Source organism: Streptomyces sp. NBC_00631, assembly GCF_045206895.1.
Lineage (GTDB): Bacteria > Actinomycetota > Actinomycetes > Streptomycetales > Streptomycetaceae > Streptomyces.
The window spans coordinates 8,115,991-8,138,255 of the sequence record NZ_CP107734.1; the positions used below are offsets into that span (position 1 = coordinate 8,115,991).

The 22,265-nt window shown below is 70.1% G+C and carries 16 protein-coding genes and 2 pseudogenes; 11 read left to right on the forward strand and 7 right to left on the reverse strand.

Annotation, left to right across the window (positions count from 1 at the left end; all coding sequences use genetic code 11):
- The first annotated feature begins 233 nt into the window (after nucleotides 1–233).
- Both OHB00_RS37250 and OHB00_RS37255 read left to right on the forward strand, forming a co-directional pair.
- On the forward strand, nucleotides 234–2,765 hold the full coding sequence (locus OHB00_RS37250; protein ID WP_406441502.1) for an ATP-binding protein: 2,532 nt from the start codon (nucleotides 234–236) through the stop codon (nucleotides 2,763–2,765).
- Nucleotides 2,765–3,571, forward strand: coding sequence for a DUF4118 domain-containing protein (locus OHB00_RS37255; protein WP_406441503.1), 807 nt, complete (start codon nucleotides 2,765–2,767; stop codon nucleotides 3,569–3,571). The genes OHB00_RS37250 and OHB00_RS37255 overlap by 1 nt, the downstream gene beginning before the upstream one ends.
- Nucleotides 3,572–3,574: 3 nt before the next feature.
- Here OHB00_RS37255 and OHB00_RS37260 read toward each other — a convergent pair whose 3' ends face one another.
- Entirely contained in the window at nucleotides 3,575–4,135 is a 561-nt protein-coding gene (locus OHB00_RS37260) for a hypothetical protein (protein WP_406441505.1), read from the reverse strand.
- 277 nt (nucleotides 4,136–4,412) lie between these two features.
- Here OHB00_RS37260 and OHB00_RS37265 point away from each other — a divergent pair, with 277 nt between their 5' ends.
- The 7 genes from OHB00_RS37265 to OHB00_RS37295 all read left to right on the forward strand — a co-directional run bounded on the left by OHB00_RS37265 (nucleotide 4,413) and on the right by OHB00_RS37295 (nucleotide 14,430).
- Entirely contained in the window at nucleotides 4,413–6,251 is a 1,839-nt protein-coding gene (locus OHB00_RS37265; protein WP_406441507.1) for an APC family permease, read from the forward strand.
- Nucleotides 6,252–6,508: 257 nt separating this feature from the next.
- Nucleotides 6,509–6,598, forward strand: a complete 90-nt coding sequence (gene kdpF / locus OHB00_RS37270) for a K(+)-transporting ATPase subunit F (protein WP_009326374.1) — start codon at nucleotides 6,509–6,511, stop codon at nucleotides 6,596–6,598.
- Nucleotides 6,599–6,606: 8 nt separating this feature from the next.
- Nucleotides 6,607–8,271 (forward strand): potassium-transporting ATPase subunit KdpA, encoded by a 1,665-nt coding sequence (gene kdpA, locus OHB00_RS37275; RefSeq protein WP_406441509.1) that lies wholly within the window; start codon nucleotides 6,607–6,609, stop codon nucleotides 8,269–8,271.
- Nucleotides 8,272–8,300: 29 nt separating this feature from the next.
- Nucleotides 8,301–10,400, forward strand: a complete 2,100-nt coding sequence (kdpB, locus tag OHB00_RS37280; protein WP_406446160.1) for a potassium-transporting ATPase subunit KdpB — start codon at nucleotides 8,301–8,303, stop codon at nucleotides 10,398–10,400.
- Between the two features lie 5 nt (nucleotides 10,401–10,405).
- Nucleotides 10,406–11,074, forward strand: a complete 669-nt coding sequence (locus OHB00_RS37285; RefSeq protein WP_406441511.1) for a potassium-transporting ATPase subunit C — start codon at nucleotides 10,406–10,408, stop codon at nucleotides 11,072–11,074.
- Between the two features lie 133 nt (nucleotides 11,075–11,207).
- Nucleotides 11,208–11,891 (forward strand): response regulator, encoded by a 684-nt coding sequence (locus OHB00_RS37290; protein WP_406441512.1) that lies wholly within the window; start codon nucleotides 11,208–11,210, stop codon nucleotides 11,889–11,891.
- Between the two features lies 1 nt (nucleotide 11,892).
- Nucleotides 11,893–14,430 carry a DUF4118 domain-containing protein gene (locus OHB00_RS37295; RefSeq protein WP_406441514.1) on the forward strand — a complete coding sequence of 846 codons (2,538 nt, stop codon included), beginning with the start codon at nucleotides 11,893–11,895 and terminating at the stop codon, nucleotides 14,428–14,430.
- An 88-nt stretch (nucleotides 14,431–14,518) separates the two neighbouring features.
- On the opposite strand, the pseudogene OHB00_RS37300 reads toward OHB00_RS37295, so the two are convergent.
- The 6 genes and pseudogenes from OHB00_RS37300 to OHB00_RS37325 form a co-directional block, all read right to left on the reverse strand.
- Nucleotides 14,519–14,950 (reverse strand): annotated as a pseudogene (locus tag OHB00_RS37300) (ABC transporter permease); the annotation flags it as partial.
- Between the two features lie 75 nt (nucleotides 14,951–15,025).
- Complete coding sequence (locus OHB00_RS37305) at nucleotides 15,026–15,868, reverse strand: DUF4097 family beta strand repeat-containing protein (RefSeq protein WP_406441515.1); 843 nt, start codon at nucleotides 15,866–15,868, stop codon at nucleotides 15,026–15,028.
- A 91-nt stretch (nucleotides 15,869–15,959) separates the two neighbouring features.
- The gene (locus OHB00_RS37310; RefSeq protein ID WP_406441517.1) at nucleotides 15,960–16,478 is read right to left on the reverse strand and encodes a toxin-antitoxin system HicB family antitoxin; all 519 of its coding nucleotides are present in this window, start codon (nucleotides 16,476–16,478) and stop codon (nucleotides 15,960–15,962) included.
- Nucleotides 16,479–16,704: 226 nt separating this feature from the next.
- Nucleotides 16,705–16,827, reverse strand: a complete 123-nt coding sequence (locus OHB00_RS37315; protein ID WP_406441519.1) for a hypothetical protein — start codon at nucleotides 16,825–16,827, stop codon at nucleotides 16,705–16,707.
- Between the two features lie 6 nt (nucleotides 16,828–16,833).
- Nucleotides 16,834–16,971 (reverse strand): annotated as a pseudogene (locus OHB00_RS37320) (universal stress protein); the annotation flags it as partial.
- A 748-nt stretch (nucleotides 16,972–17,719) separates the two neighbouring features.
- The gene (locus OHB00_RS37325; protein ID WP_406441521.1) at nucleotides 17,720–19,402 is read right to left on the reverse strand and encodes a PucR family transcriptional regulator; all 1,683 of its coding nucleotides are present in this window, start codon (nucleotides 19,400–19,402) and stop codon (nucleotides 17,720–17,722) included.
- Nucleotides 19,403–19,627: 225 nt separating this feature from the next.
- Here OHB00_RS37325 and OHB00_RS37330 point away from each other — a divergent pair, with 225 nt between their 5' ends.
- Both OHB00_RS37330 and OHB00_RS37335 read left to right on the forward strand, forming a co-directional pair.
- Nucleotides 19,628–20,896, forward strand: coding sequence for an aminotransferase class III-fold pyridoxal phosphate-dependent enzyme (locus OHB00_RS37330; protein ID WP_362660225.1), 1,269 nt, complete (start codon nucleotides 19,628–19,630; stop codon nucleotides 20,894–20,896).
- A gap of 544 nt (nucleotides 20,897–21,440) precedes the next feature.
- On the forward strand, nucleotides 21,441–22,196 hold the full coding sequence (locus OHB00_RS37335; RefSeq protein ID WP_406441523.1) for a class I SAM-dependent methyltransferase: 756 nt from the start codon (nucleotides 21,441–21,443) through the stop codon (nucleotides 22,194–22,196).
- The last annotated feature ends 69 nt before the right edge of the window (nucleotides 22,197–22,265 follow it).

The window sequence follows — 22,265 nt, forward strand, 5'->3', positions numbered from 1 at the left end:
TCCCCTTGGAGCCTGAACGGGAACCACTCTGACTCCCGGCCGACCAGACTTCCCGGCACACCTTCCCTCACCCTATCGGGCCTGGTCACGTCAAGACAGTGTCAAGGTCCCCGGGGCCGGCGCCAAGGAAGCGCTAACAGCCGCGCCGAGGGCCCCGCGAAGCGGCTTTCTTGAGAGGAGGGACCTCCTGTGCGTGGGGGAGTTGAACCAGTGAGCGGAGCGCGTCGGCGGCGATGAGTGACGTACGGCCCGGACGACTGAAGGTCTACCTCGGGGCGGCTCCGGGGGTCGGCAAGACCTACCGGATGCTCGACGAGGGGCGGCGGCGCGCCTCGCGCGGGGCGGATGTGGTGGTGGGTTTCGCGGAGTGCCACGGGCGCCCGCAGACCGAGGCGATGCTCGGCGGCCTGGCGGCCGTCCCCCGGACCGCCTGCTCCTACCGCGGCGGCCACTTCCAGGAGATGGACCTGGCCGCGCTGCTCGGCTGGCGGCCGCAGCTCGCGATCGTGGACGAGTTCGCCCACACCAACGTCCCCGGCGAGGGCCGCAACCCCAAGCGCTGGCAGGACATCGAGGCGCTGCTGGACGCCGGCATCGACGTGATCACCGCGCTGAACATCCAGCACCTGGAGTCCCTCAACGACGTGGTCGAGAAGATCACCGGGGTGCCCCAGCACGAGACCGTCCCGGACGAGGTCGTACGGCGCGCCTGGCAGATCGAGCTGGTGGACATCCCGCCCGAGGGGCTGCGCCGCCGGATGGCGCACGGCAACATCTACGCGCCCGAGAAGGTCGACGCGGCCCTCGCCAACTACTTCCGGCCCGGCAATCTGACCGCGCTGCGGCAGCTGGCGCTGCTGTGGACGGCCGACCGGGTCGACGAGGCACTCCAGGAGTACCGCTCGCAGCACGGCATCGGCGGGGTGTGGGAGACCCGCGAGCGTGTCGTGGTCGCGCTGAGCGGCGGCCCGGAGGGTGACACGTTGATCCGGCGGGCCGCGCGCATCGCCGATCTCCCCCACTCTCGGCTTCGCTCGAGCGGGGGGACCCCCATGGCAGGAGCGGACCTGCTCGCCGTGCACGTGGCCCGCAGCGACGGCCTGGCGGCCGGTGTCTCCCATGCGTCGCTGGCCCGGCAGCGCCGGCTGGTCGAGGATCTCGGCGGCAGCTACCACTCGGTGGTCGGCGACGACGTGGCCACCGCGCTGGTGGAGTTCGCGCGGGCCGAGAACGCCACCCAGCTCGTGCTGGGCACCAGCCGACGCGGCCGGTTCGCCCGGTTCCTGACCGGGCCCGGCACCGGGGAGACGGTCACCGAGTTGTCCGGCGACATCGACGTCCACCGGGTCACGCACGAACGGGCCGGGCGCGGCGCCCTGCTGCCGTCGAGGCGCCGCACGCTGTCGACGGCCCGGCTGATCGCCGGTCCGGTTGCCGGGCTGGTGATTCCCGTGCTGCTGACGGTCGTTCTTGCCCAGCTGCGGGGCACCCTCAACCTGACCAGCGAGGCCCTGCTGTTCCTGCTCGCCGTGGTGGGCGTGGCCTGCATAGGCGGGGTCGCCTCGGCGGTGATCGCCTCGGTCACGGCGTCCCTGCTGCTCAACGACTGGTTCGTCCCGCCCATCGGGGCCTTCACCCTCGACGACCCGAACGCCCTGCTGGCCCTCGCCGTGTTCGCGGTCGTGGCCGCCACCGTGGCCGCCGTGGTGGACCGGTCACTGCGCCTGTCACGCCGCTCTGCCAGGGCGACGGCCGAGGCGGAGACCATGTCGTCCCTGGCCGGCAGCATCGTGCGCGGCGAAGCGACCATCCCCGCCCTGCTGGAACGCACCCGTGAGACCTTCGGGATGGAGTCGGCGGACCTGGTCGACGAACCGCCGGGCGCGCCGGGCGTGACGGCCGTTCCCGCCGGTTCCGGCGCCTGGCTCGCGCTGCGGGGCCGCACCCTGTCGTCGTCCGAACGACGGGTCCTGGCCGCGTTCGCCGCGCACGTGGGCTCGGCCGTCGAACGGGCCCGGCTCGCCGAGGCCGCCGCCGAGGCGGAGCCGGTGAAGGCCGCCGACCGGCTGCGCACGGCCCTGCTGCGTGCCGTCGGCCACGACCTGCGCACGCCGCTCGCCGCGGGCTGGGCAGCTGTCACCTCGCTGCGCAGCCGGGACGTGGACTTCTCCGCCGAGGACCGCGACGAACTCCTCGCCACCGCCGACGAGTCCATGGCCAAGCTCAACCGGCTGGTGGAGAACCTCCTCGACCTCAGCCGCCTGGAGGCCGGCGCACTCACCCTGAACCTGCGTGCCACCTCCCTGGAGGAGGTGCTGCCCATGGCGCTGGCGGACGTCCCCGGTGTGGACGTGGCGGACGTCGAGGAGATCCCGGCGGTGCTGGCCGATCCACCGCTGCTGGAACGGGTGCTCGCCAACCTGGTCGGCAACGCCGCTCGCCACACACCGCCGGGGAAGAAGGTGCTGGTCACCGCCAGTGCCCTGGCGGGCCGGGTGGAGCTGCGGGTCGTGGACCGCGGAACCGGTCTGCCGGCCGACGGCCGCGACCGGCTCTTCGAGCCGTTCCAGCGGCTCGACGACACCGACAACACCACCGGCCTCGGTCTCGGCCTGGCCCTGGCCCGAGGACTGACGGAAGCCATGAACGGCACCCTCACCCCCGAAGACACCCCTGGCGGCGGCCTCACGATGGTCGTGTCGCTGCCGTTCGCCGCGCAGACCCTGAGTGCCGTACCGACCGAGCAGAGCGCAGGAGGCGTGTGATGAGCACTGTGACCGGCAGCTGGAAGCTGCACCGTGGGGGAGGGGCCCGTGTCACGCCCCGGTCCTGGCCGCTGCGGGACCGCCTCGCCCTGACGGCGGGCCTGGCCGCCCCCTTCCTGGTGGCCCTTGCACTCGTTCCGCTCCGTACCAGCCTGTCGCACACGAACGCCGCACTTGTCCTCGTCGTCGTGGTCGTCGCGGTGGCCGCCCTCGGCAGCCGTACGGCGGGCGTGGTCGCGGCCCTGTCGGCGGCGGCCTGGTTCGACTTCTTCCTCACCCGGCCGTACGAGACGTTCGACATCAGCGCATCCGCTGACATCGAGACGGCGGTACTGCTTCTTGCGGTCGGTCTGATCGTGTCCCAACTGGCCGCCCGTGCCCGGCGTCTGGAGGTCATCACGGTGACGGACGCGGGGTACCTGGCGCGGATCCACACCACGGCAGACCTCGCGCAGTCGGCCCGGTCCGCGGACACCGTCGTCGACCACGTCCGGCGCGAACTCACCGACGTCCTCGGCCTGCGCGCCTGCCGCTTCGAGTACGGCACTCTCCTGGGGCAGCCGCCGCGCCTGCACGACGACGCCAGTGTGACGGTGGGCAAGCGCTCCTGGGACGTGGATGCCGCCGGCTGGCCCGAGGGCGAGATCGAACTGCGCACCTACGGCAACGGCCACTACCTCGGCCGCTTCATGCTCACCCCCGGCCCGGGCCCGGTGCCCTCGCTTCAGGCCCGGCTCGTGGCGGTGACCCTGGCCGACCAGACGGGGTCGGCGCTGGACACGGCCGGTCCGGTCAGGAACGGCTGAGGCTCACTCCAGGCCGGACGCCTTGAACACGGCGTGGGCCGTCTCCCGGTCCACGCGCAGGGCGATGCGCCGCAGGGCGGTCGTGCCGCACAGCAGCGAGCCGCCGGCGGCGGCCTTGCGCGCGCCCGCGTCCAGGAGCGACCACAGCTGTGGATTGCGCACCAGAACCTCGGGTTCGATCTCGACGCGGCCACCGAGGGCGTCCCGCAGCAGAAGCCGTGGGGAGATGCCGTCCAGGCAGCGGACCGACACCAGCAGATCCGTCCGTACCCTGCGTTCGCGCACCAGTTGGCGCGAGGCCAGCCAGTTCCGGCCCGCGGACACCCGGGCGGGATACAGGAGGACGAAGAGCAGCCCGGTGAGAGTGAGCCACAGCGCGGAGCGCCACGGGGTGACCCGGCCGGAGCCCCAGTCGACCAGGAGCAGGAGAGCGAGCAGTATGCCGGCACAGCGGGCGGCGGCCCACAACTCCCGCCTCCACTCGACGTCGTTCGCCGCCTCTTCGGCCCCGTCGTCCGGGGGTGCGTCGAGTGGTCCTCCGCACTCGTCGGCACGGCGTTTCATGGCATCGACGGTAGTGACCGGCGGAACCCGGTCGGCACCCTCTTGATGCGGTCCTGACGGATCTCCGACGGATCTTTGCGTCTGATGGCGGGCACGCGCGGCGGCACACGGCAGTCGCCCAGATCACACGCCCGTCAACGTCCCGTCAAGATCGGCTGCTTCGGCGCGAAGATGCCGCAAGGAACAGTCGGATGCGACGGGAAACGGACAGAACCTGGGTGCAGCCGCGCGCACTTCAAACCTCGTGCGCGGCCGAAGGAAGAAGGAGCACGCGCCCATGTCCGTCCTGACCACCGAGCCGGACGCTGTACCCGCCGGCGAGGAGCCACCTGATACCGGCGAGCACCATCGCCTGACCGCCGTCACGGGGCTCGCGGCCCTGTCGCTGGACGCGATGGCGTCGGTGGCATACGGGCCCGAGGCGATCGTCCTCGTCCTGGCCGCCGCAGGCGCGCACGGTCTCGGCTTCACACTGCCGGTCACGCTGGCCATCGCCGCGCTGCTGACGGTGCTGGTGGCGTCGTACCGGCAGGTGATCGCCGCCTTCCCGGACGGCGGTGGCTCCTACGCCGTCGCGAAGACCCACCTCGGCGCGCGCACCAGCCTGGTGGCGGCCGCCTCCCTGGTGCTGGACTACGTGCTCAACGTCGCCGTCGCCGTCACGGCCGGCGTGGCCGCCCTGACCTCCGCCTTCCCGGGCCTCTACGGCGACCGGCTGTGGCTGTGCCTGGCGGTGCTCGCCCTGATCACGGGCGTCAACCTGCGGGGCATCGTGGAGTCGGCGAAGGCGTTCATCGTGCCGACGGTCGTCTTCGTCGGCTCGATCTTCGTGCTCATCGCCGTCGGACTGTTCCGCTCCCACCCCGTCAGCACCGCGACCGCCGCCGGGCACGCCTCCGTCCTGGCCGACAACGCCTCCAGCGTGGGCGCCCTGCTTCTGCTGAAAGCCTTCGCCGCCGGCTGTGCCGCGCTCACCGGCGTCGAGGCCATCGCCAACGCCGTGCCCTCCTTCCGCGTCCCGCGCGTCAAGCGCGCCCAACGAGCGGAAGTCGCCCTCGGCACCGTACTCGGCGTGATGCTCATCGGCCTGTCGGTGCTGATCGGCCGCTTCCACCTCCAGCCGGTCGCGGGCGTGACCGTCCTGGCCCAGCTCGCCGACGCCTCACTCGGCCACAACGGGGCGTTCTACGTCATCCAGTTCGCCACGATGATCCTGCTGGCGCTGTCCGCCAACACGTCCTTCGGCGGGCTGCCGGTGCTGCTGAAGCTGCTCGCCCGGGACAACTACGCCCCGCACGTCTTCGCCCTGAAGGCCGACCGACAGGTGCACCGCCACGGCGTTCTCGCGCTGGCGGTCGTCTCGGCCGCGCTGCTGGTCTTCTCCGGCGGCGACACCAACACCCTCGTGCCGATGTTCGCGATCGGCGTCTTCGTCGGCTTCACCGTCGCGCAGGTCGGCATGGTCCGGCACTGGCGGCAGGAGCGGGGTTCCGGCTGGCGCGGCAAGACCCTGCTCAACGGCTTCGGCGCGCTGCTCACCGGTGTCGCGACGGTCGTCGTCACGGCGAGCAAGTTCGAGGAGGGCGCCTGGCTGATCGTGATCACCCTGCCCCTGCTCGTGGTCGTCTTCGAGGCCGTGCACCGCGCCTACGGCCGCATCGGCGAGCGGCTGGGCCTGGGCCGCATACCGCAGACGCCGCACCGCGAGCGCTCCCTGGTGATCGTCCCCGTCTCGTCCCTGTCCCGGCTGACGTCGGAGGCGCTCACGGCGGCCACCTCCCTCGGCGACGAGGTCCGCGCGGTGACCGTGTGCTACCCGGACCCCGAGGACCGCGCCGCCCTGCACGCCTTGGAGCGCGCCTGGGCCGAGTGGGACCCCGGGGTGTCCCTGGTCCGGCTGACGTGCGAGCGGCGCAGCCTGGGCCGCCCGATCGCCGAGTACGTCCGAGAGGTGGCGGCCGCCGAGCCGGGCACCCAGGTCACCGTGCTGATCCCGGAGACCGAGCCGGAGCGGCTGTGGCAGCGGCTGCTGCAGAACCAGCGGGGGGCCGTGGTCGCGCATGCCGTACGGCGCGAATCGGACGCGGTGATCTGCAGACTGCGCTTCCGGCTGTGAACCGGGTCACCGCCGGTCACGGCGCTCCTACTCGCCGGTACGGGGCAAGGCCGTAAGAGTCCCGTCAAGGCCGTGCGGGCTGCCGTAAGAGAGCCGTCAACGGGTGGCCGAAACCGGCCGGAGAGGCGCTTTCCTCTAAGCGTCCGTTCCAACCGAACCTCACTCCAGGAGTTCGCGATGGCCGATCTGGCCTTCGTCGTCACCGTGCTCGCGGGTTTCGCACTGGTGGCCCTCGTCGCCAAGGGGGTGACGAAGCTGTGACCGCCGAGAACGTAGTCGGCCTGGTCGTGGCCGTCGCCCTGCTGGGCTATCTCGTCCTCGCCCTGATCTTCCCGGAGAGGTTCTGAGAGCAGACATGGGTCCCGTACTCGCGGGCGTCCTCCAACTGGTCGCCCTCATAGGCGCGCTGGCGCTCGCCTACATCCCCCTCGGCACCTACATGGCCAGGGTCTACTCCTCCGACAAGCACTGGCGCGTCGAGAAGTGGATCTACAAGGGCATCGGTGCCAACCCCGACACCGAGATGACCTGGCCCGCCTACCTGCGCGGTGTCCTCGCCTTCTCCGCGGTCAGCGTCCTCTTCCTCTACCTGCTGCAGCGGCTCCAGGGCGTCCTGCCCGGCTCGCTCGGCTTCTCCTCGGTCAACCCGGCGCAGTCGTTCAACACGGCCGTCTCCTTCGTGACCAACACGAACTGGCAGTCGTACTACGGCGAGCAGACCATGGGGCACGTGGTGCAGACCGCCGGTCTGGCCGTGCAGAACTTCGTGTCGGCGGCCGTCGGTATCGCCGTCGCGGTGGCGCTGGTGCGCGGGTTCGCGCGCTCGCGCACCGGTGAGCTCGGGAACTTCTGGGCCGACCTGGTGCGCGGCACGCTGCGGATCCTGGTGCCGGGTGCGGCGATCGCGGCGATCGTGCTGGTGGCGTGCGGTGCCATCCAGAACTTCTCCGGCATCCATGAGGTCGGTCAGTTCATGGGCGGCTCGCAGCAGTGGAACGGCGGTGCGGTCGCCTCCCAGGAGGCCATCAAGGAGTTCGGCACCAACGGTGGCGGCTACTTCAACGCCAACAGCGCTCACCCGTTCGAGAACCCCACGCCCTTCACCAACCTCTTCGAGATCTTCCTGCTGCTGGTCATCCCGTTCTCGCTGACCCGCACCTTCGGTGTGATGGTCGGCTCGGTGAAGCAGGGCTACGCGATCCTGGCGACGATGTTCACGATCTGGCTGGGCTTCGTGGCCCTGATGATGTGGACCGAGTTCGCCCACCACGGCCCGGCGCTCCAGGCGGCCGGCGGGGCGTACGAGGGCAAGGAGGTCCGCTTCGGGGTCGGCTCCTCGTCGATCTTCGCGGTGTCCACGACCTTGACGTCGACCGGTGCGGTGGACTCGTTCCATTCCTCCTTCACGGGTCTCGGCGGCGGCGTCGCCATGCTGGGCATGATGCTGGGCGAGATCGCGCCCGGTGGTACCGGCTCCGGCCTCTACGGCATGCTGATCATGGCGATCATCGCGGTGTTCATCGCCGGTCTCATGGTCGGCCGTACGCCGGAGTACCTGGGCAAGAAGATCGGCGCGCGTGAGATCAAGCTGGCGGCCTGCTACATCCTCATCACGCCGGCGCTGGTGCTGATCTTCACCGCGGCCTCCATGGCGCTGCCGACACCGCCGCACTCGATGCTGAACTCCGGGGCGCATGGCTTCTCGGAAGTCCTGTACGCGTTCACGTCGGCGTCGAACAACAACGGCTCGGCCTTCGCCGGTCTGAACGCGAACACCGACTGGTTCAACACCATGACCGGTCTCGCGATGCTGCTGGGGCGCTTCCTGCCGATGGTGTTCGTGCTGGCACTGGCCGGCTCGCTCGCCGAGCAGAAGCCGGTGCCGGTTACCGCGGGCACCCTGCGTACCGAGAAGCCGCTGTTCACCGGTCTGCTGGTGGGCGCGATCCTGATCATCACCGGTCTGACGTACTTCCCGGCCCTGGCGCTGGGCCCGCTGGCCGAGGGGCTGGCGTCATGACCACCCGTATAGAGAAGTCAGAGGACTCCATGTCCACAGCCACCCCGACCCGGGCGCCGCACAGTGACGTCCCCACCGGGCACAAGGCACCCGAGGGCCGCGTCGGTGCCGGACTCTTCGACCCCAAGCAGCTGCTCAAGTCCCTGCCGGACGCCTGCCGCAAGCTCGACCCGCGGGTGATGGTCAAGTCGCCCGTGATGTTCGTGGTGTGGATCGGGTCTGTGCTGACCACGGTCTTCTCGTTCAAGGACCCGGGCGACTGGTTCGGCTGGGCGATCAGTGCCTGGCTGTGGCTGACCGTGATCTTCGCGAACCTGGCGGAGGCGGTCGCCGAGGGCCGCGGCAAGGCCCAGGCGGACACCCTGCGCAAGGCCAAGACCGACACGGTGGCCCGCCGTCTGGTGGGGGACACCGAGGAGCAGGTGCCCGGCACCGAACTGCGGATCGGTGATCTGGTCGTCTGCGAGGCGGGCGACATCATTCCCGGTGACGGTGACGTCATCGAGGGCGTCGCGTCGGTCGACGAGTCGGCGATCACCGGTGAATCGGCTCCGGTCATCCGCGAGTCCGGCGGTGACCGCAGCGCGGTGACCGGAGGTACGAAGGTGCTGTCCGACCGGATCGTCATCAAGATCACGACGAAGCCGGGCGAGACCTTCATCGACCGGATGATCAGCCTGGTCGAGGGCGCGGCCCGGCAGAAGACGCCGAACGAGATCGCGCTGAACATCCTGCTCGCCTCGCTGACCATCGTCTTCCTGCTGGCCGTCGCCACCCTGCCGCCCTTCGCCGACTACGCCGGCACCCACCTGACGATGGTCGTGCTGGTCGCCCTGCTGGTGTGCCTGATCCCGACGACGATCGGTGCGCTGCTGTCGGCGATCGGCATCGCCGGCATGGACCGGCTGGTCCAGCGCAACGTGCTCGCCATGTCCGGCCGCGCGGTCGAGGCCGCCGGCGACGTCTCCACGCTGCTGCTGGACAAGACCGGCACCATCACCCTCGGCAACCGGCAGGCCTCCGAGTTCGTGCCGGTGCACGGGGTGACCGAGGCCGAGGTGGCCGACGCGGCCCAGCTGTCGTCGCTGGCGGATGAGACGCCCGAGGGCCGCTCGATCGTCGTCCTGGCGAAGGAGGCGTACGGGCTGCGCGAGCGGCACCAGGGCGAGCTGGCGCACGCCGAGTGGATCGCCTTCACCGCCCAGACCCGGATGTCGGGCGTGGACGTCGATGGACGCAGGATCCGCAAGGGCGCGGCCGGTTCGGTCATCGCCTGGGTGCAGGAGCAGGGCGGCACGGTCGCCGAGGACGCGGACACCCTCGCGGCGGCCATCTCGCAGGCCGGCGGCACCCCGCTGCTGGTCGCGGTCGAGGATGCCGAGGGCGCCCGGATCCTGGGTGTCATCCACCTCAAGGACGTCGTCAAGGACGGCATGCGGGAGCGGTTCGAGGAACTGCGCCGCATGGGCATCAAGACCGTCATGATCACGGGTGACAACCCGCTGACCGCCAAGGCGATCGCCGAGGAGGCGGGCGTCGACGACTTCCTCGCCGAGGCCACCCCCGAGGACAAGATGGCCCTCATCAAGCGGGAGCAGGCCGGCGGCAAGCTGGTCGCGATGACCGGTGACGGCACCAACGACGCGCCGGCGCTGGCCCAGGCCGACGTGGGCGTGGCGATGAACACGGGTACGTCGGCCGCCAAGGAGGCCGGCAACATGGTCGACCTCGACTCCAACCCGACCAAGCTCATCGAGATCGTCGAGATCGGCAAGCAGTTGCTGATCACGCGGGGTGCGCTGACCACGTTCTCCATCGCCAACGACGTCGCGAAGTACTTCGCGATCATCCCGGCGCTGTTCGCGGCCGTCTACCCGGGGCTCGACAAACTCAACATCATGGGCCTGTCCTCGCCGGACTCCGCGATCCTGTCGGCCGTCATCTTCAACGCGCTGATCATCATCGCGCTGGTGCCGCTCTCCCTGAAGGGCGTGCAGTACCGGCCGGTCAGCGCGGACAAGATGCTCCGCCGCAACCTGACGATCTACGGCATCGGCGGCCTGATCGCCCCGTTCATCGGCATCAAGATCATCGACCTGCTCATCTCCCTCATCCCCGGAATCGGCTGAAGGCCATGAACAACTCCGTAACCAACACCGCCCGGTTGCTCGGCGCGGGCCTGCGGGCCCTCCTGGTACTGACCCTGGTGACGGGCGTCGTCTACCCGCTGGTCGTCACCGGTGTGGCGCAGGCGCTGTTCCACAACAAGGCGAACGGCTCCGAGATCACGTCGGAGGGCAAGGTCGTCGGCTCGTCCCTGATCGGGCAGTCGTACAACCTGCCGCTGAAGAAGGGCCAGGAGACCCCGGACGCCGCCCTGCAGTGGTTCCAGGGCCGCCCGGCCAACGGGCTCGGCAGCAACAGCGTCAACACCCAGTACAAGCTGATCCTTTCGGGCGCCACCAACCTCGCCGCCGACAACAAGGACCTGATCAAGCAGGTCGAGGACGCCAAGGCCGCGGTCGTCAAGGACAACTCGGTGCCCGGCTACACGGTCAAGGCGTCCGAGGTGCCCGCCGACGCGGTCACGTCGTCTGGCTCCGGCCTGGACCCGGACATCTCCCCGGCCTACGCCGAGCTCCAGGTCCACCGGGTCGCGGAGAAGAACGGCCTGTCCGTCTCCGCGGTGGAGAAGCTGGTGAAGAACCACACCGAGGGCCGCACCCTCGGCTTCATCGGGGAGCCGCGCGTGAACGTCCTCGAACTGAACATCGCGCTCAAGGACCTCGCGGCGAAGCACTGATGGGATTACGCGACAAGAGCGGGAGTCGGCGGCCGGGAGGCGTCCTGGTGCCGTCGACTCCTGCAGGTATGACGGCGGTTGCGTCACGTCCGGCGCCGTCCGGCCCGACGTACGACAGGAAGGGCACACACCCATGACCCGGGTGCTCGTGGTGGAGGACGACCCGCAGCTCGTACGGGCCCTCGTCATCAACCTGCAGGCACGCCAGTACGGAGTGGACGCCGCTCCGGACGGTGCCACGGCCCTGCGGCTGGCGGCCGCGCGTCAGCCGGACGTGGTGATGCTCGACCTCGGACTGCCCGACATGGACGGGGTCGACGTCATCAAGGCCCTGCGCGGCTGGACCCGCATACCGATCCTGGTCCTGTCCGCCCGGCAGGCGTCCGACGAGAAGGTCGCCGCCCTGGACGCGGGCGCCGACGACTACATCACCAAGCCGTTCAGCATGAACGAGCTGCTGGCCCGGCTGCGGGCGGCGGTCCGCCGTACCGAGGACGCGCCGCTGGTGCCGGAGGCCACCCAGGTCGAGACGGACGGCTTCAGCATCGACCTGCTCGCGAAGAAGGTCGTCCGGGACGGGCGGGACGTGCGGCTGACGCCGACCGAGTGGCACCTGCTGGAGATCCTGGTGACCAACCCGGGCCGGCTGGTCACGCAGAAGTACCTCCTCCAGGAGGTCTGGGGCGTCTCGCAGAGCAACAAGACCAACTACCTGCGTGTCTACATGGCTCAGCTCCGCCGCAAACTGGAGACGGACCCCTCGCACCCCCGCTATCTGATCACCGAGCCCGGCATGGGCTATCGCTTCGAAGGATGACATGGCACGCGGCAAGCTCCGGATCTACCTCGGCGCGGCACCCGGCGTCGGAAAGACGTACGCGATGCTGTCGGAGGCGCACCGCCGTATCGAGCGGGGCACCGACTGTGTGGTCGCCTTCGTGGAACACCACCACCGGCCGCGCACCGAGGTGATGCTGCACGGCCTGGAACAGGTGACGCGCAAGGAACTGGACTACCGGGGCGCGACCTTCACCGAGATGGATGTGGACGCCGTCCTGCGCCGCGCCCCTGCCGTCGCCCTGGTGGACGAGCTCGCCCACACCAACGTCCCCGGCTCACGGAACACCAAGCGCTGGCAGGACGTGGAGGAACTGCTCGCGGCCGGGATCGACGTGATCTCCACCGTCAACATCCAGCACCTGGAGTCGCTGGGTGACGTGGTCGAGTCGATCACCGGGGTGCGGCAGCGCGAGACCGTCCCGGACGAGGTCGTACGGCGCGCCGACCAGATCGAGCTGGTCGACATGTCACCGGAGGCGCTGCGCCGCCGTATGGCACACGGCAACATCTACAAACCGGACAAGGTCGACGCGGCCCTGTCCAACTACTTCCGGCCCGGAAACCTGACCGCCCTGCGGGAGCTGGCGCTGCTGTGGGTGGCCGACCGGGTCGACGCGTATCTCACCGAGTACCGCAGTGCACACCAGGTCTCGACCATCTGGGGTTCGCGGGAGCGGATCGTGGTCGGTCTGACCGGCGGTCCCGAGGGGCGGACGCTGATACGACGGGCCGCGCGGCTCGCCGAGAAGGGCGCGGGCGGTGAGGTGCTCGCCGTCTACATATCTCGAAGCGACGGCCTCACCTCCGCCTCCCCGAAGGAACTCGCCGTCCAGCGCACCCTGGTGGAGGACCTCGGCGGTACCTTCCACCAGGTCGTCGGCGACGACATCCCGGCCGCACTGCTCGACTTCTCGCGGGGCGTGAACGCCACCCAGATCGTCCTCGGCGTCTCCCGGCGCCGCAGCTGGCAGTACGCCTTCGGACCGGGCGTCGGCGCCACGGTCGCCCGCGAGTCGGGCCCCGACCTCGACGTCCACCTCATCACCCACGACGAGGCCGGCAAGGGCCGCGGACTGCCGGTGGCCCGCGGAGCGCGCCTGGGACGCGCCCGGGTCATCTGGGGCTGGCTCGTCGGAGTGCTCGGCCCCGTCCTCCTCACCTGGCTGCTCACCAGCGCCGTTCCGGAGGTCGGCCTCGCCAACGACATGCTGCTGTTCCTGAGCCTGACGGTGGCGGCGGCCCTCGTGGGCGGTCTTTTCCCCGCGTTGGCCTCCGCGGTGGTGGGCTCGCTGCTGCTCAACTGGTTCTTCACCCCGCCCGTCCACACCTTCACCATCGCCGACCCCGAGAACATCGTCGCCATCGTGATCTTCGTCGGAGTCGCCCTCTCCGTGGCCTCGGTGGTGGACCTCGCGGCGCGGCGCACCCACCAGGCGGCCCGGCTGCGCGCCGAGTCGGAGATCCTTTCCTTCCTCGCCGGGAACATCCTGCGCGGCGAGACCAGCCTGGAGGCGCTGCTGGAACGGGTCCGCGAGACCTTCGGCATGGACTCGGCGGCCCTGCTGGAGCGGACCGACGAGACGACCCCCTGGACCTGCGCCGGCAGCGTGGGACCCCGGCCCGCCGAGATCCCCGAGGACGCGGACGTGGACGTACCGGTCGGCGACCACATGGCCCTGTCCTTGCGCGGCCGGGTGCTGCCGGCCGCCGACCGCCGGGTGCTCGCTGCGTTCGCCGCGCAGGCCGCCGTCGTCCTGGACCGCCAGCGCCTGCAGCGCGAGGCCGACCGCGCCAAGGAACTGGCCGAGGGCAACCGCATCCGCACCGCGCTCCTCGCCGCCGTCAGCCACGACCTGCGCACCCCGCTCGCCGGCATCAAGGCGGCCGTGTCCTCGCTGCGCTCCGACGACGTCGAGTGGTCCGAACAGGACCAGGCCGAGCTGCTGGAGGCCATAGAGGAGGGCGCCGACCGCCTCGACCACCTCGTCGGCAACCTCCTCGACATGTCCCGCCTACAGACCGGCACCGTCACGCCCATCATCCGCGAGACCGACCTCGACGAGGTCGTGCCGATCGCGCTCGGCGGGGTCCCCGAGGACAGCGTCGAGCTGGACATCCCCGAGACCCTGCCCATGGTGTACGTCGACCGGGGGCTGCTGGAGCGGGCCGTGGCCAACGTCGTCGAGAACGCCGTCAAGTACAGCGCGTCGGGCGAGAAGGTCCTGGTCTCCGCGAGCGCCCTCGCCGACCGGGTCGAGGTACGGGTCGTCGACCGCGGCCCCGGTGTCCCGGACGAGGCCAAGGAACAGATCTTCGAACCCTTCCAGCGGTACGGCGACTCGCCCCGCGGCGCCGGCGTCGGACTCGGCCTCGCGGTCGCACGAGGCTTCGCCGACGCCATCGGCGGCACGCTCAATGCCGAGGACACTCCCGGCGGCGGCCTCACCATGGTACTGGCGATACCGACGGCCCCGGAGCGCGAGCAGCTGGACCTGCCGGCGGCGGCGACCTCCTGAAGGGGCCGAGCGGCGGCGTACGCCTGACGTGGTGTCGGAGTACGCCGCCCTGGTGCGGGACGGGTTGTCGGCCGCGGCCCGCTGGTCTCTACTTCGGCTCGCGGCCGAACAGCGACTTGGACCAGAAGTAGCCGAGCACGGCCAGCCCCACGCACCAGGCCACGGCCAGCCACCCGTTGTGGCCGATACCGGTGCCGAGGAGCAGCCCGCGCAGGGTCTCGATGGCGGGGGTGAACGGCTGGTACTCGGCGATCGGCCGGAACCAGCCCGGCATCGCGTCGACCGGCACGAAGGCGCTGGACAGGAGCGGCAGGACCATCAGCGGCAGGGCGTTGTTGCTGGCGGCCTCGGGGTTCGGGCTCGCCAGGCCCATCCCGACCGCGATCCAGGTGATCGCCAGGGAGTCGAGGGTCAGCAGCCCGAGCGCCAGGATCCACTCCACGACGGTGGCGTCCGTCGCCCTGAACCCGATCGCCACCGCGACGGCTCCGACGAGGACCACGCTCATCACGCACTGCAGCTCCCGTTCGGGGACTCTCGAAGACGAACGCAGACTGAAGTCACTGGAAAAGTAGGTGAGTTGGCGGGCCGGTGCTCAGAGCCGGCAGCGGCTGACGTCGATGTTGCCCCAGTTGGTCCGTGCCCGGACCGTGACGGTCTCCTCGGTCTGCTCCGGCGCCTCGGACTCGGCGAGCGTGTTGCGTACCTGCCCGCGCTGGGAGCTGACGTCGAGCCAGGCGGCGGTGCCCTCGCGGACACCGATCTCGATGGAGCCGTTAGAGGTCTCCAACTGGATCTCACCACGGGCGACTTCGGCGACCCGGAGGGAGCCGTTGGTCGCGGTGCCGGTGACCGATGCCCCGGCGCGTGTGATGTCGATGGCACCGTTGGTCCCGCTCGCCCGCAGCTCGCCGGTCACGGTGCCGACGGTCGTGGTGCCGTTCGAGTTCTTCAGGACGGCGGGACCGTCGACGAGGCCGACGCGCACGTTGCCGGAGCTGGTGGTGATCTCGGCCGCTCCCTCGACCCGGTCCACGACGATCGAACCGTGGGACACGGCCAGCTTCAGCGGGCCGGTCGCGTCGAGGCGGACGTCACCGACCGAGGTCTTCACCCGGACCTCGCCGAGCCGGCCCTCGCCGAGCACCTGGACCCAGGGGCCGGTCATGTCGATGTGTGATCCCGTGGGCAGCTCGACCGTCACGTCGACGACTCCGCTGGGCCCGAGCATGCGCCGTTCCTTCGTCCGGACGGTCAGCACGCCGCTTGCGTAGGAGACCTCGGTCTGCTCGGCGGCCCGCACGTCCTTGTCCCTCTTCGGGTCGCGGGGCCGCGCCTGGACGACGGTGTCGAGACGGTCGCCCGCGGCGAAGAGGATGGAGCCGGCGCCCACATGGGCGGTGACCGAAATCAGTTCGGGTGTGTCGAAAGAAGGCATGGCTGTCCCGTCCTCTTGAGTCCGTGAGTCGTCCCCGCGGGTGGGACGTGGTGTGGATGAAGTGCGAGGTGCAGTTCGAGGGCAGGCGCGGCTAGCGCACCCAGCCCGTGAAGCTCTGTCCGACCGTGCGGGTCCGCTGCGGGGTACGCGGCTGCGCGCCGCCGTCGACCGCGGCCGACACGGCCCGCACCAGCCACGCGTTGACCGACAGCCCCTCGCGGGCGGCGGCCTCCTCGGCCCGCGCCTTGAGAGGGGCTGGCAGGCGCAGATTGACGCGGGCGGTGCCCCCCTCGTCGCCTTCGGCGGGCGTCGGCGCACGGACGGGTTCGACGGGTGCGTCGCCTGCTTCCGCAAAGCCGCCACCGGTCGGCGGCAGCGTCACGACGAAGTCGGGGTCGAGCCCGCGCAGCCGTACGTCGACCGAGCCGGGGGCGAGTTCGCGAGTGATCTCGTCCATCGCGGCGGAGAGCACGTTGAGCATGGTCAGCCGGGTCGCCGACTCCAGCGGAGCGGTCAGTCGCTCGGCCAGCTCACGGGCATCGTCCCCGCCGGCTTCGGCGGCTACCGCGAGTTCACGGCGGAGGGTCTCGACATACGGGGTGAGGTCCATGGTGACATGGTGGCACCACTATGGCGCCACTCGCAAGCTCGAATGGCGCCTTGAGTGTGACGGTCCCGGCGGTGGCCGCCCGGAACTGCGGAAACTTGGTGACGCAATTCTTGGGCCATGGCGGCATCACGCTTGCTCGCGCGTGTTCGGGTGCATGCACTGCGCCAATTTGGCACCAGTTGGCGCCAGGTGGCGTCATCCGGCGCCATGAGACGCCATGAATGCCTCAGGCGTCGCGCGGCACGGCCTCGAACGCCCTCTCGGCGTGGCCGCTGTCCAGCCGCAGCCGCCAGGTGTTCCGGCGGTGCACGGCCGCGAGGTCGGCCTGAAGCGGAGACGGTGATACCACGAGAACAGGGCGCGGGGTGTGGGCGAGGCAGTAGCGGCTGACCGAAGGCCGCAGCGCACGGTGCAGTCGGCTTCGCGGCCCAGCGCCGACCACGAGGAGGCCGTACTCCCGGTCGGCGATAGGCGAGGTCGGGGCGGCCGTCGGGGAGCCAACCCTCCATGAGGCGCTCGATGATCGGGCGCACGTGCCGCTCGTCGTCGGCGTACTCGGCGAGGGCGGGGAAGGTCCTCTCGGCCCCGCGAGGTTGTCGCGGCTCGGCTGGCCGGGGCCGCGGGCCGATGAAGGTGCCGGCGTGGGGGATGCAGAGCGTGGCCGCGGCGTCGATGGCGTGCTCGGGGCGCGCGCTGTCGTTCGTGACGCTCGTTTGACGCTCCGACTGCTTCACAGCTCGTTCCCGGAGCGGAAAAATGCCGTCTGACCTGCATGTTTTCCTATCGAGCCTCCCCATGACATCTTTCCGATGATGGCGCACGTGGAGTGCGTCGCGATCCTGGAGCCAACTGGAAAGGGCTCTTGACCTGCGGTTTTCTGACTTCTTTCGTCGGTTCGACCTGTCTGGGAGGTGGGAACGGGTGAAGGCGGTCGATGCCGCGTGGCTTGGGCATTCGCCTGAGGATGAGGGGGCGTGGGAGCGGCGGAGCCCGTTGGTTCTTGCGGCTTGACGCACGAATGACGCACGGGCTGAAAGACCGTCAGGTCGTGCGAGAGCCCGCAGTGTGCGCCTGGCGCACCGTCAGGCTCGTGATCAGGTAAACGTGTTCCGGCATACGCCAGAAGGTTCAGGTCAATCGCAGGAACCACAGAGCCCGATGCGAATACGAAGCTGGACATGCCCCTTCGTATGCCTGGGTCACGCATCGGGAGCGCCGCTGGCCCGTTGAGTCCTACCGGCTCACCTGACCCGTAGGACGTCGAGCGCTGTGAGTGCCACGTGTAGTTCGGTGCGGTGTTCGCCGGACTCGAGATCGCAGTCGAGTATCCGCTCGATGCTGCGCAGACGTTGGTAGACGGTCTCGCGGGACAGACCGCCGGAGCGGGCTGCCAGGGTCTTGTTGCCTGCCGCGTCAAGGTAGTGGCGCAAGGTCGTCAGCAAGTCCGTCCCGTGGCGGGCATCATGGTCGAGGAGGCGGCTGAGCCGGCGCTCGGTGAAGTCCTGGATCCGGATGTCCTCCCGGAGCGCGAAGAGAAGGCGGCGCAGGCCGATGTCGGATGGCTTGTGGTAGGAGCGTCCCGGCGGGAGCGGCTGGCCGGGCTCGGTGGCTTCGGTGACGCGGGTCGCCTCGCGGAAGGATCGGGCGACATCGAAGAGGTCCGCCGCCTCGCTGCCTGCGCTGACGGTGGCCCCCGGCGCCAACTCGAGTACGGTGCGGCTCAGATGTTCGACCATGGATGGGCAGGGCTGGCCGGGGCGCAGGGACAGGAGGATGCCGAGGCGCGTGGGGCCGAGAACGCCGACGAGGGCCTGTGTCCCCTGCTTCCTCAGCTCTTCGCAGAGGAGGGCCTCGCTTTTCGTCGCGTCCGTCTCTTGAGGGAAGTCCGCGAGCACGGCCATGAAGCCGCAGTCCTTGGTGGGCAGACCCAGTGCGGCGACCCGGGCTGCGGCGTCCGCAGGAGAGTGGTGACGTTGTCCGACGAGGTCGCGCAGGAGATTGCGGTGTGCGGTGCGTTCCCAGGGCACGGGGTGGATGACGCGGGCGATGGTGAGGGCCATCGCAGCTCTCTCCAGAACGGTCACAGCCGTCGGGCCGAATGCCGAGGGGGTGGGCCGGCCTGACGGAGCGGGCAGCATGACCACCCGGCCCCAGCTTTCGCCCTGGTACTCCACGGATGTCACGAGCCAGCCGCCGGGTCCTGACACGGATGTGCGGCCGGCGGAAGGTGTCGCTCGTGAGCGCCGTTCCCAGTCTCTGAGCGCTGCCTCGACCGTGCCTGCGGAGGGCGCGCAGATCAGTGCCTGGTGGGCCAGGTTCTCCAGTACGACGGTGTGGCCGCTCATCTCAGCGGCGGCACGTACGACCTCCTCGGGCACAGCGCCGCGCAGGGTGAGGGCGGTGAACGCCTCGTGAATGCGCTGGGTCCGGCGCATCTCCTCGGCCTGGTTGCCGAGGATGAGAGCGTGGACGACCTGTGTGACCTCAAGGAAGTTGACGTCCTTGGCCAGGGTCACGAGGGGGAGCCCGCGGGCCTCGCAGGCATGGACCAGGGCGTCGGGCGGGCGGTGGTAACGGCGGACCAGTTCGATGACCAAGGCCGCCGTGCCGACGTCGGCGAGTTCGTTCACGTAGCGGCGTACGCCGGCCGGCTCCTCGGGCAGGGGCATACCGGTGGTCAGTACGAGCTCGCCGCCCTTGAGGAAGGAGGCAGGGTCGGTCAGCTCGGTCATGTGAACCCAGCGGACGGGGCGGTCGAGGAGGTCTGCTCCGGTGACGACCTGTGGCTGCCCGGCGGCGAGGACGGGAAGCATCAGAACGTCGGCCACGGTGAGCGGATGGTTGGCGGTGGCCATGTGTGGGGCTGCCAAGGAGGCGTCAGGACCGTCGGTGACGGGCCGCGCAGCCGTGTGGTTCTCGTGCATGGGGCCTCCCTGGGTGCTCTGTCACCCTGACAATCCTCGCTGACCTGCGCAAGAGCTCTGAAAGGGCTGCTGTGAGCAGGACGAGCGGGGCGTGATGCCGGGTGCGGCTGACACAACGTCCAGATGCCGCGGCGGGGGCGGACAGATCGAGTATTGGCGTCATCGAGGTACGCGGAGATGCTCGACCGGACCGGAGCCAGACCGACGATCCGCCGGGAGACGAACATGACTGCACTGTCGCCGCACCTACGCCAGGCCACGCCCGTGGTGGCGGTCCGGGGAGAGGGCGTCCACCTCTACGGTGAGGATGGCCGCCGCTACCTCGACTTCACCGCCGGCATCGGCGTGACCAGCACCGGGCACTGCCACCCCAAGGTCGTAGCGGCCGCCCAGGAACAGGTGGGCACCCTCGTCCACGGCCAGTACACGACAGTCATGCACCAGCCGCTGCGGCGGCTTGTCGACAAGCTGGGCGAGGTCTTGCCTGAGGGGCTCGACAGCCTGTTCTTCACCAACTCCGGCAGCGAGGCGGTGGAGGCCGCGCTGCGGCTGGCCCGGCAGGCCACCGGCCGTCCCAATGTCATCGTCTGTCACGGCGGCTTCCACGGCCGTACGGTCGCCGCCGCCTCCATGACGACCTCCGGCACCCGCTTCCGGTCCGGCTTCTCCCCGCTGATGAGCGGTGTCGTCGTCACTCCGTTCCCGTCTGCGTACCGGTACGGCTGGGACGAGGAGACCGCGACCCGCTTCGCCCTGAAGGAGCTGGACTACACGCTCCAGACGATCTCCTCGCCCGCCGACACGGCCGCGATCATCGTCGAGCCGGTGCTCGGCGAGGGTGGATACGTCCCCGCCAACCGCGCCTTCATGGAGGGCCTGCGGGAGCGGGCGGACCGCCACGGCTTCCTGCTGATCCTCGACGAGGTACAGACGGGCGTCGGCCGCACCGGTCGCTTCTGGGGTCACGACCACTTCGGCGTCACGCCCGACATCCTCGTCACCGCCAAGGGCCTGGCCAGCGGGTTCCCGCTGTCAGGAATCGCCGCCTCCGAGGAGCTGATGACCAAGGCGTGGCCCGGCTCGCAGGGCGGTACGTACGGCGCCAACGCCGTCGCCTGCGCCGCGGCCTGCGCCACCCTCGACGTCGTCCGCGACGAGAGGCTCGTCGAGAATGCCGAGGCGATGGGCAAGCGCCTTCGCCAGGGCCTGGAGGCGGTGGCCGACCGGACCGCAGGCATCGGCGACGTACGCGGCCTCGGGCTCATGCTCGCGACCGAGTTCGTCACCGAGGACGGCAGTCCGGACCCCGAGACTGCCGCCCGCGTGCAGCGGGCCGCTGTCGACCAGGGTCTGCTCCTGCTTCTGTGTGGCGCCTGGAACCAGGTCGTGCGGATGATCCCGGCCCTGGTGATCGACGAGACGGCGGTGGACCAGGGACTCCAGGCATGGGCGGCCGCGGTGGAGGCCGGCACATCGGGAGCGGCGCGGAGATGACGCGGTCGGGCCGGGGCGCCGTCCTTTCCGGTCACACCGGCCTGCGCGTACCGAGGGCTCCTGTGCGGTCGTCACCGCGGCGACGGTCCGCCTGGTGGCGACCGCACAGGCTTCCACACCGCTCGCTCCCTCGCGTCTTGAGTCAGGAGCTTGCGGAAGTCGCGCAGGCAAGCGGCCCGGTCCTCCGGCGCTGCTGTACGTCCCGTCACGTCCCTCGGGGATGCCGGTGACGGAGTCCGGGCCGCGGCGGGCCCGCACGGTGGCGACGACCGTCTCGTCCAAGCCCATCACCGAGGTGAGAGGGGCGCAGCGCCCGCAGCATGGCGCTCACGGAGTTGACGGCGGTTCGTGGCCTCGGGCGGCTGGAGGGTGGTGAATTCTGACGGCAGCCCGGACGGCTGGGGATGGCTTAGCGGGCGAGTTCGCGGCTGTGAGCGAGGCGGTAGGACTCGGTGCCCTGCGAAAAAACCATTGGTGCCCGGCTTGCCCCGCTGATGGACTGGCGTCCTACCGCGAGTCTGCCGCGTGACCGGGGGTAGTCGTTGTGACGGGTTATGACGTGCTTGCCGAGGTGTACGAGTGGCTCATCTCGGATGCAAAGTTGCCTCCTGCCGAGTTCGCTGCGACGTTCGACGACGTCCTGGGTCTCCTGCCGTCGAATGCTCAGGTCCTCGACTGTTCGTGCGGAAGCGGACAGTTGGCGGTTGGCCTTGCCTGTCGGGGCATCCAGGTGGTCGCAACTGATGCCAGCGAGGCGATGGTTCGTCGGACTGCCGCGTTGTCCGAGGAGTTCGGGGCATCCGTCCAGGCCGTGCGGGCGAACTGGGAAGAGTTGCCCGACCATTTCCAGGACACCACGTTCGACATGGTGTTCTGCGTGGGCAACTCGCTTCACCATGCCGCAGGCGCGACAGGCAGGCGTGCTGCTCTGGAGTCGATGTCACGGCTTCTGCGCCCCGGCGGGCGCTTGGTACTCACATCCCGCACGTGGGAACTCGTGAGGGCCAGAGGTTCCCGGCTGGACATCGGGGACCGACTCGTCCGCCGCAACGGTCGCGATGCCGTCGTGGTCTACCGCTGGGAGATCGCGCCGCATTGGGAGGAGGAGCACCACATCGAGATTGCGATCGCGCACGTTGATGCGACCGGGTTGGTTCTCGTCCGCTCGGAGGTGCTGTCCTGCTGGCCCTACCGGTACGAGGAACTCGAAGTCGAGCTGCACCGGGTCGGACTCCAGGCGGAACTGAGCACGTTCGATCTTGAGGCCGAGAACTACATGGTGGTCGCGAGCAAGGTATGAACACCGGACTCCCAGTCCCCGGCCGGGCCGCGCGGTTGCTCGCAGGACGCTTGTGTCCCTCTCATCGGT

Excerpts from the sequence above, each read along its gene's own strand:
- OHB00_RS37265 (WP_406441507.1), top strand. The coding sequence starts at position 4,413 with ATGTCCGTCCTGACCACCGAGCCGGACGCTGTACCCGCCGGCGAGGAG.
- OHB00_RS37260 (WP_406441505.1), bottom strand. The coding sequence starts at position 4,135 with ATGAAACGCCGTGCCGACGAGTGCGGAGGACCACTCGACGCACCCCCG.
- OHB00_RS37325 (WP_406441521.1), bottom strand. The coding sequence starts at position 19,402 with ATGCACGAGAACCACACGGCTGCGCGGCCCGTCACCGACGGTCCTGAC.
- OHB00_RS37255 (WP_406441503.1), top strand. The coding sequence starts at position 2,765 with ATGAGCACTGTGACCGGCAGCTGGAAGCTGCACCGTGGGGGAGGGGCC.
- OHB00_RS37305 (WP_406441515.1), bottom strand. The coding sequence starts at position 15,868 with ATGCCTTCTTTCGACACACCCGAACTGATTTCGGTCACCGCCCATGTG.
- OHB00_RS37295 (WP_406441514.1), top strand. The coding sequence starts at position 11,893 with ATGGCACGCGGCAAGCTCCGGATCTACCTCGGCGCGGCACCCGGCGTC.
- kdpA (WP_406441509.1), top strand. The coding sequence starts at position 6,607 with ATGGGTCCCGTACTCGCGGGCGTCCTCCAACTGGTCGCCCTCATAGGC.
- OHB00_RS37310 (WP_406441517.1), bottom strand. The coding sequence starts at position 16,478 with ATGGACCTCACCCCGTATGTCGAGACCCTCCGCCGTGAACTCGCGGTA.
- OHB00_RS37285 (WP_406441511.1), top strand. The coding sequence starts at position 10,406 with ATGAACAACTCCGTAACCAACACCGCCCGGTTGCTCGGCGCGGGCCTG.
- kdpB (WP_406446160.1), top strand. The coding sequence starts at position 8,301 with ATGTCCACAGCCACCCCGACCCGGGCGCCGCACAGTGACGTCCCCACC.
- OHB00_RS37290 (WP_406441512.1), top strand. The coding sequence starts at position 11,208 with ATGACCCGGGTGCTCGTGGTGGAGGACGACCCGCAGCTCGTACGGGCC.
- OHB00_RS37330 (WP_362660225.1), top strand. The coding sequence starts at position 19,628 with ATGACTGCACTGTCGCCGCACCTACGCCAGGCCACGCCCGTGGTGGCG.
- OHB00_RS37250 (WP_406441502.1), top strand. The coding sequence starts at position 234 with ATGAGTGACGTACGGCCCGGACGACTGAAGGTCTACCTCGGGGCGGCT.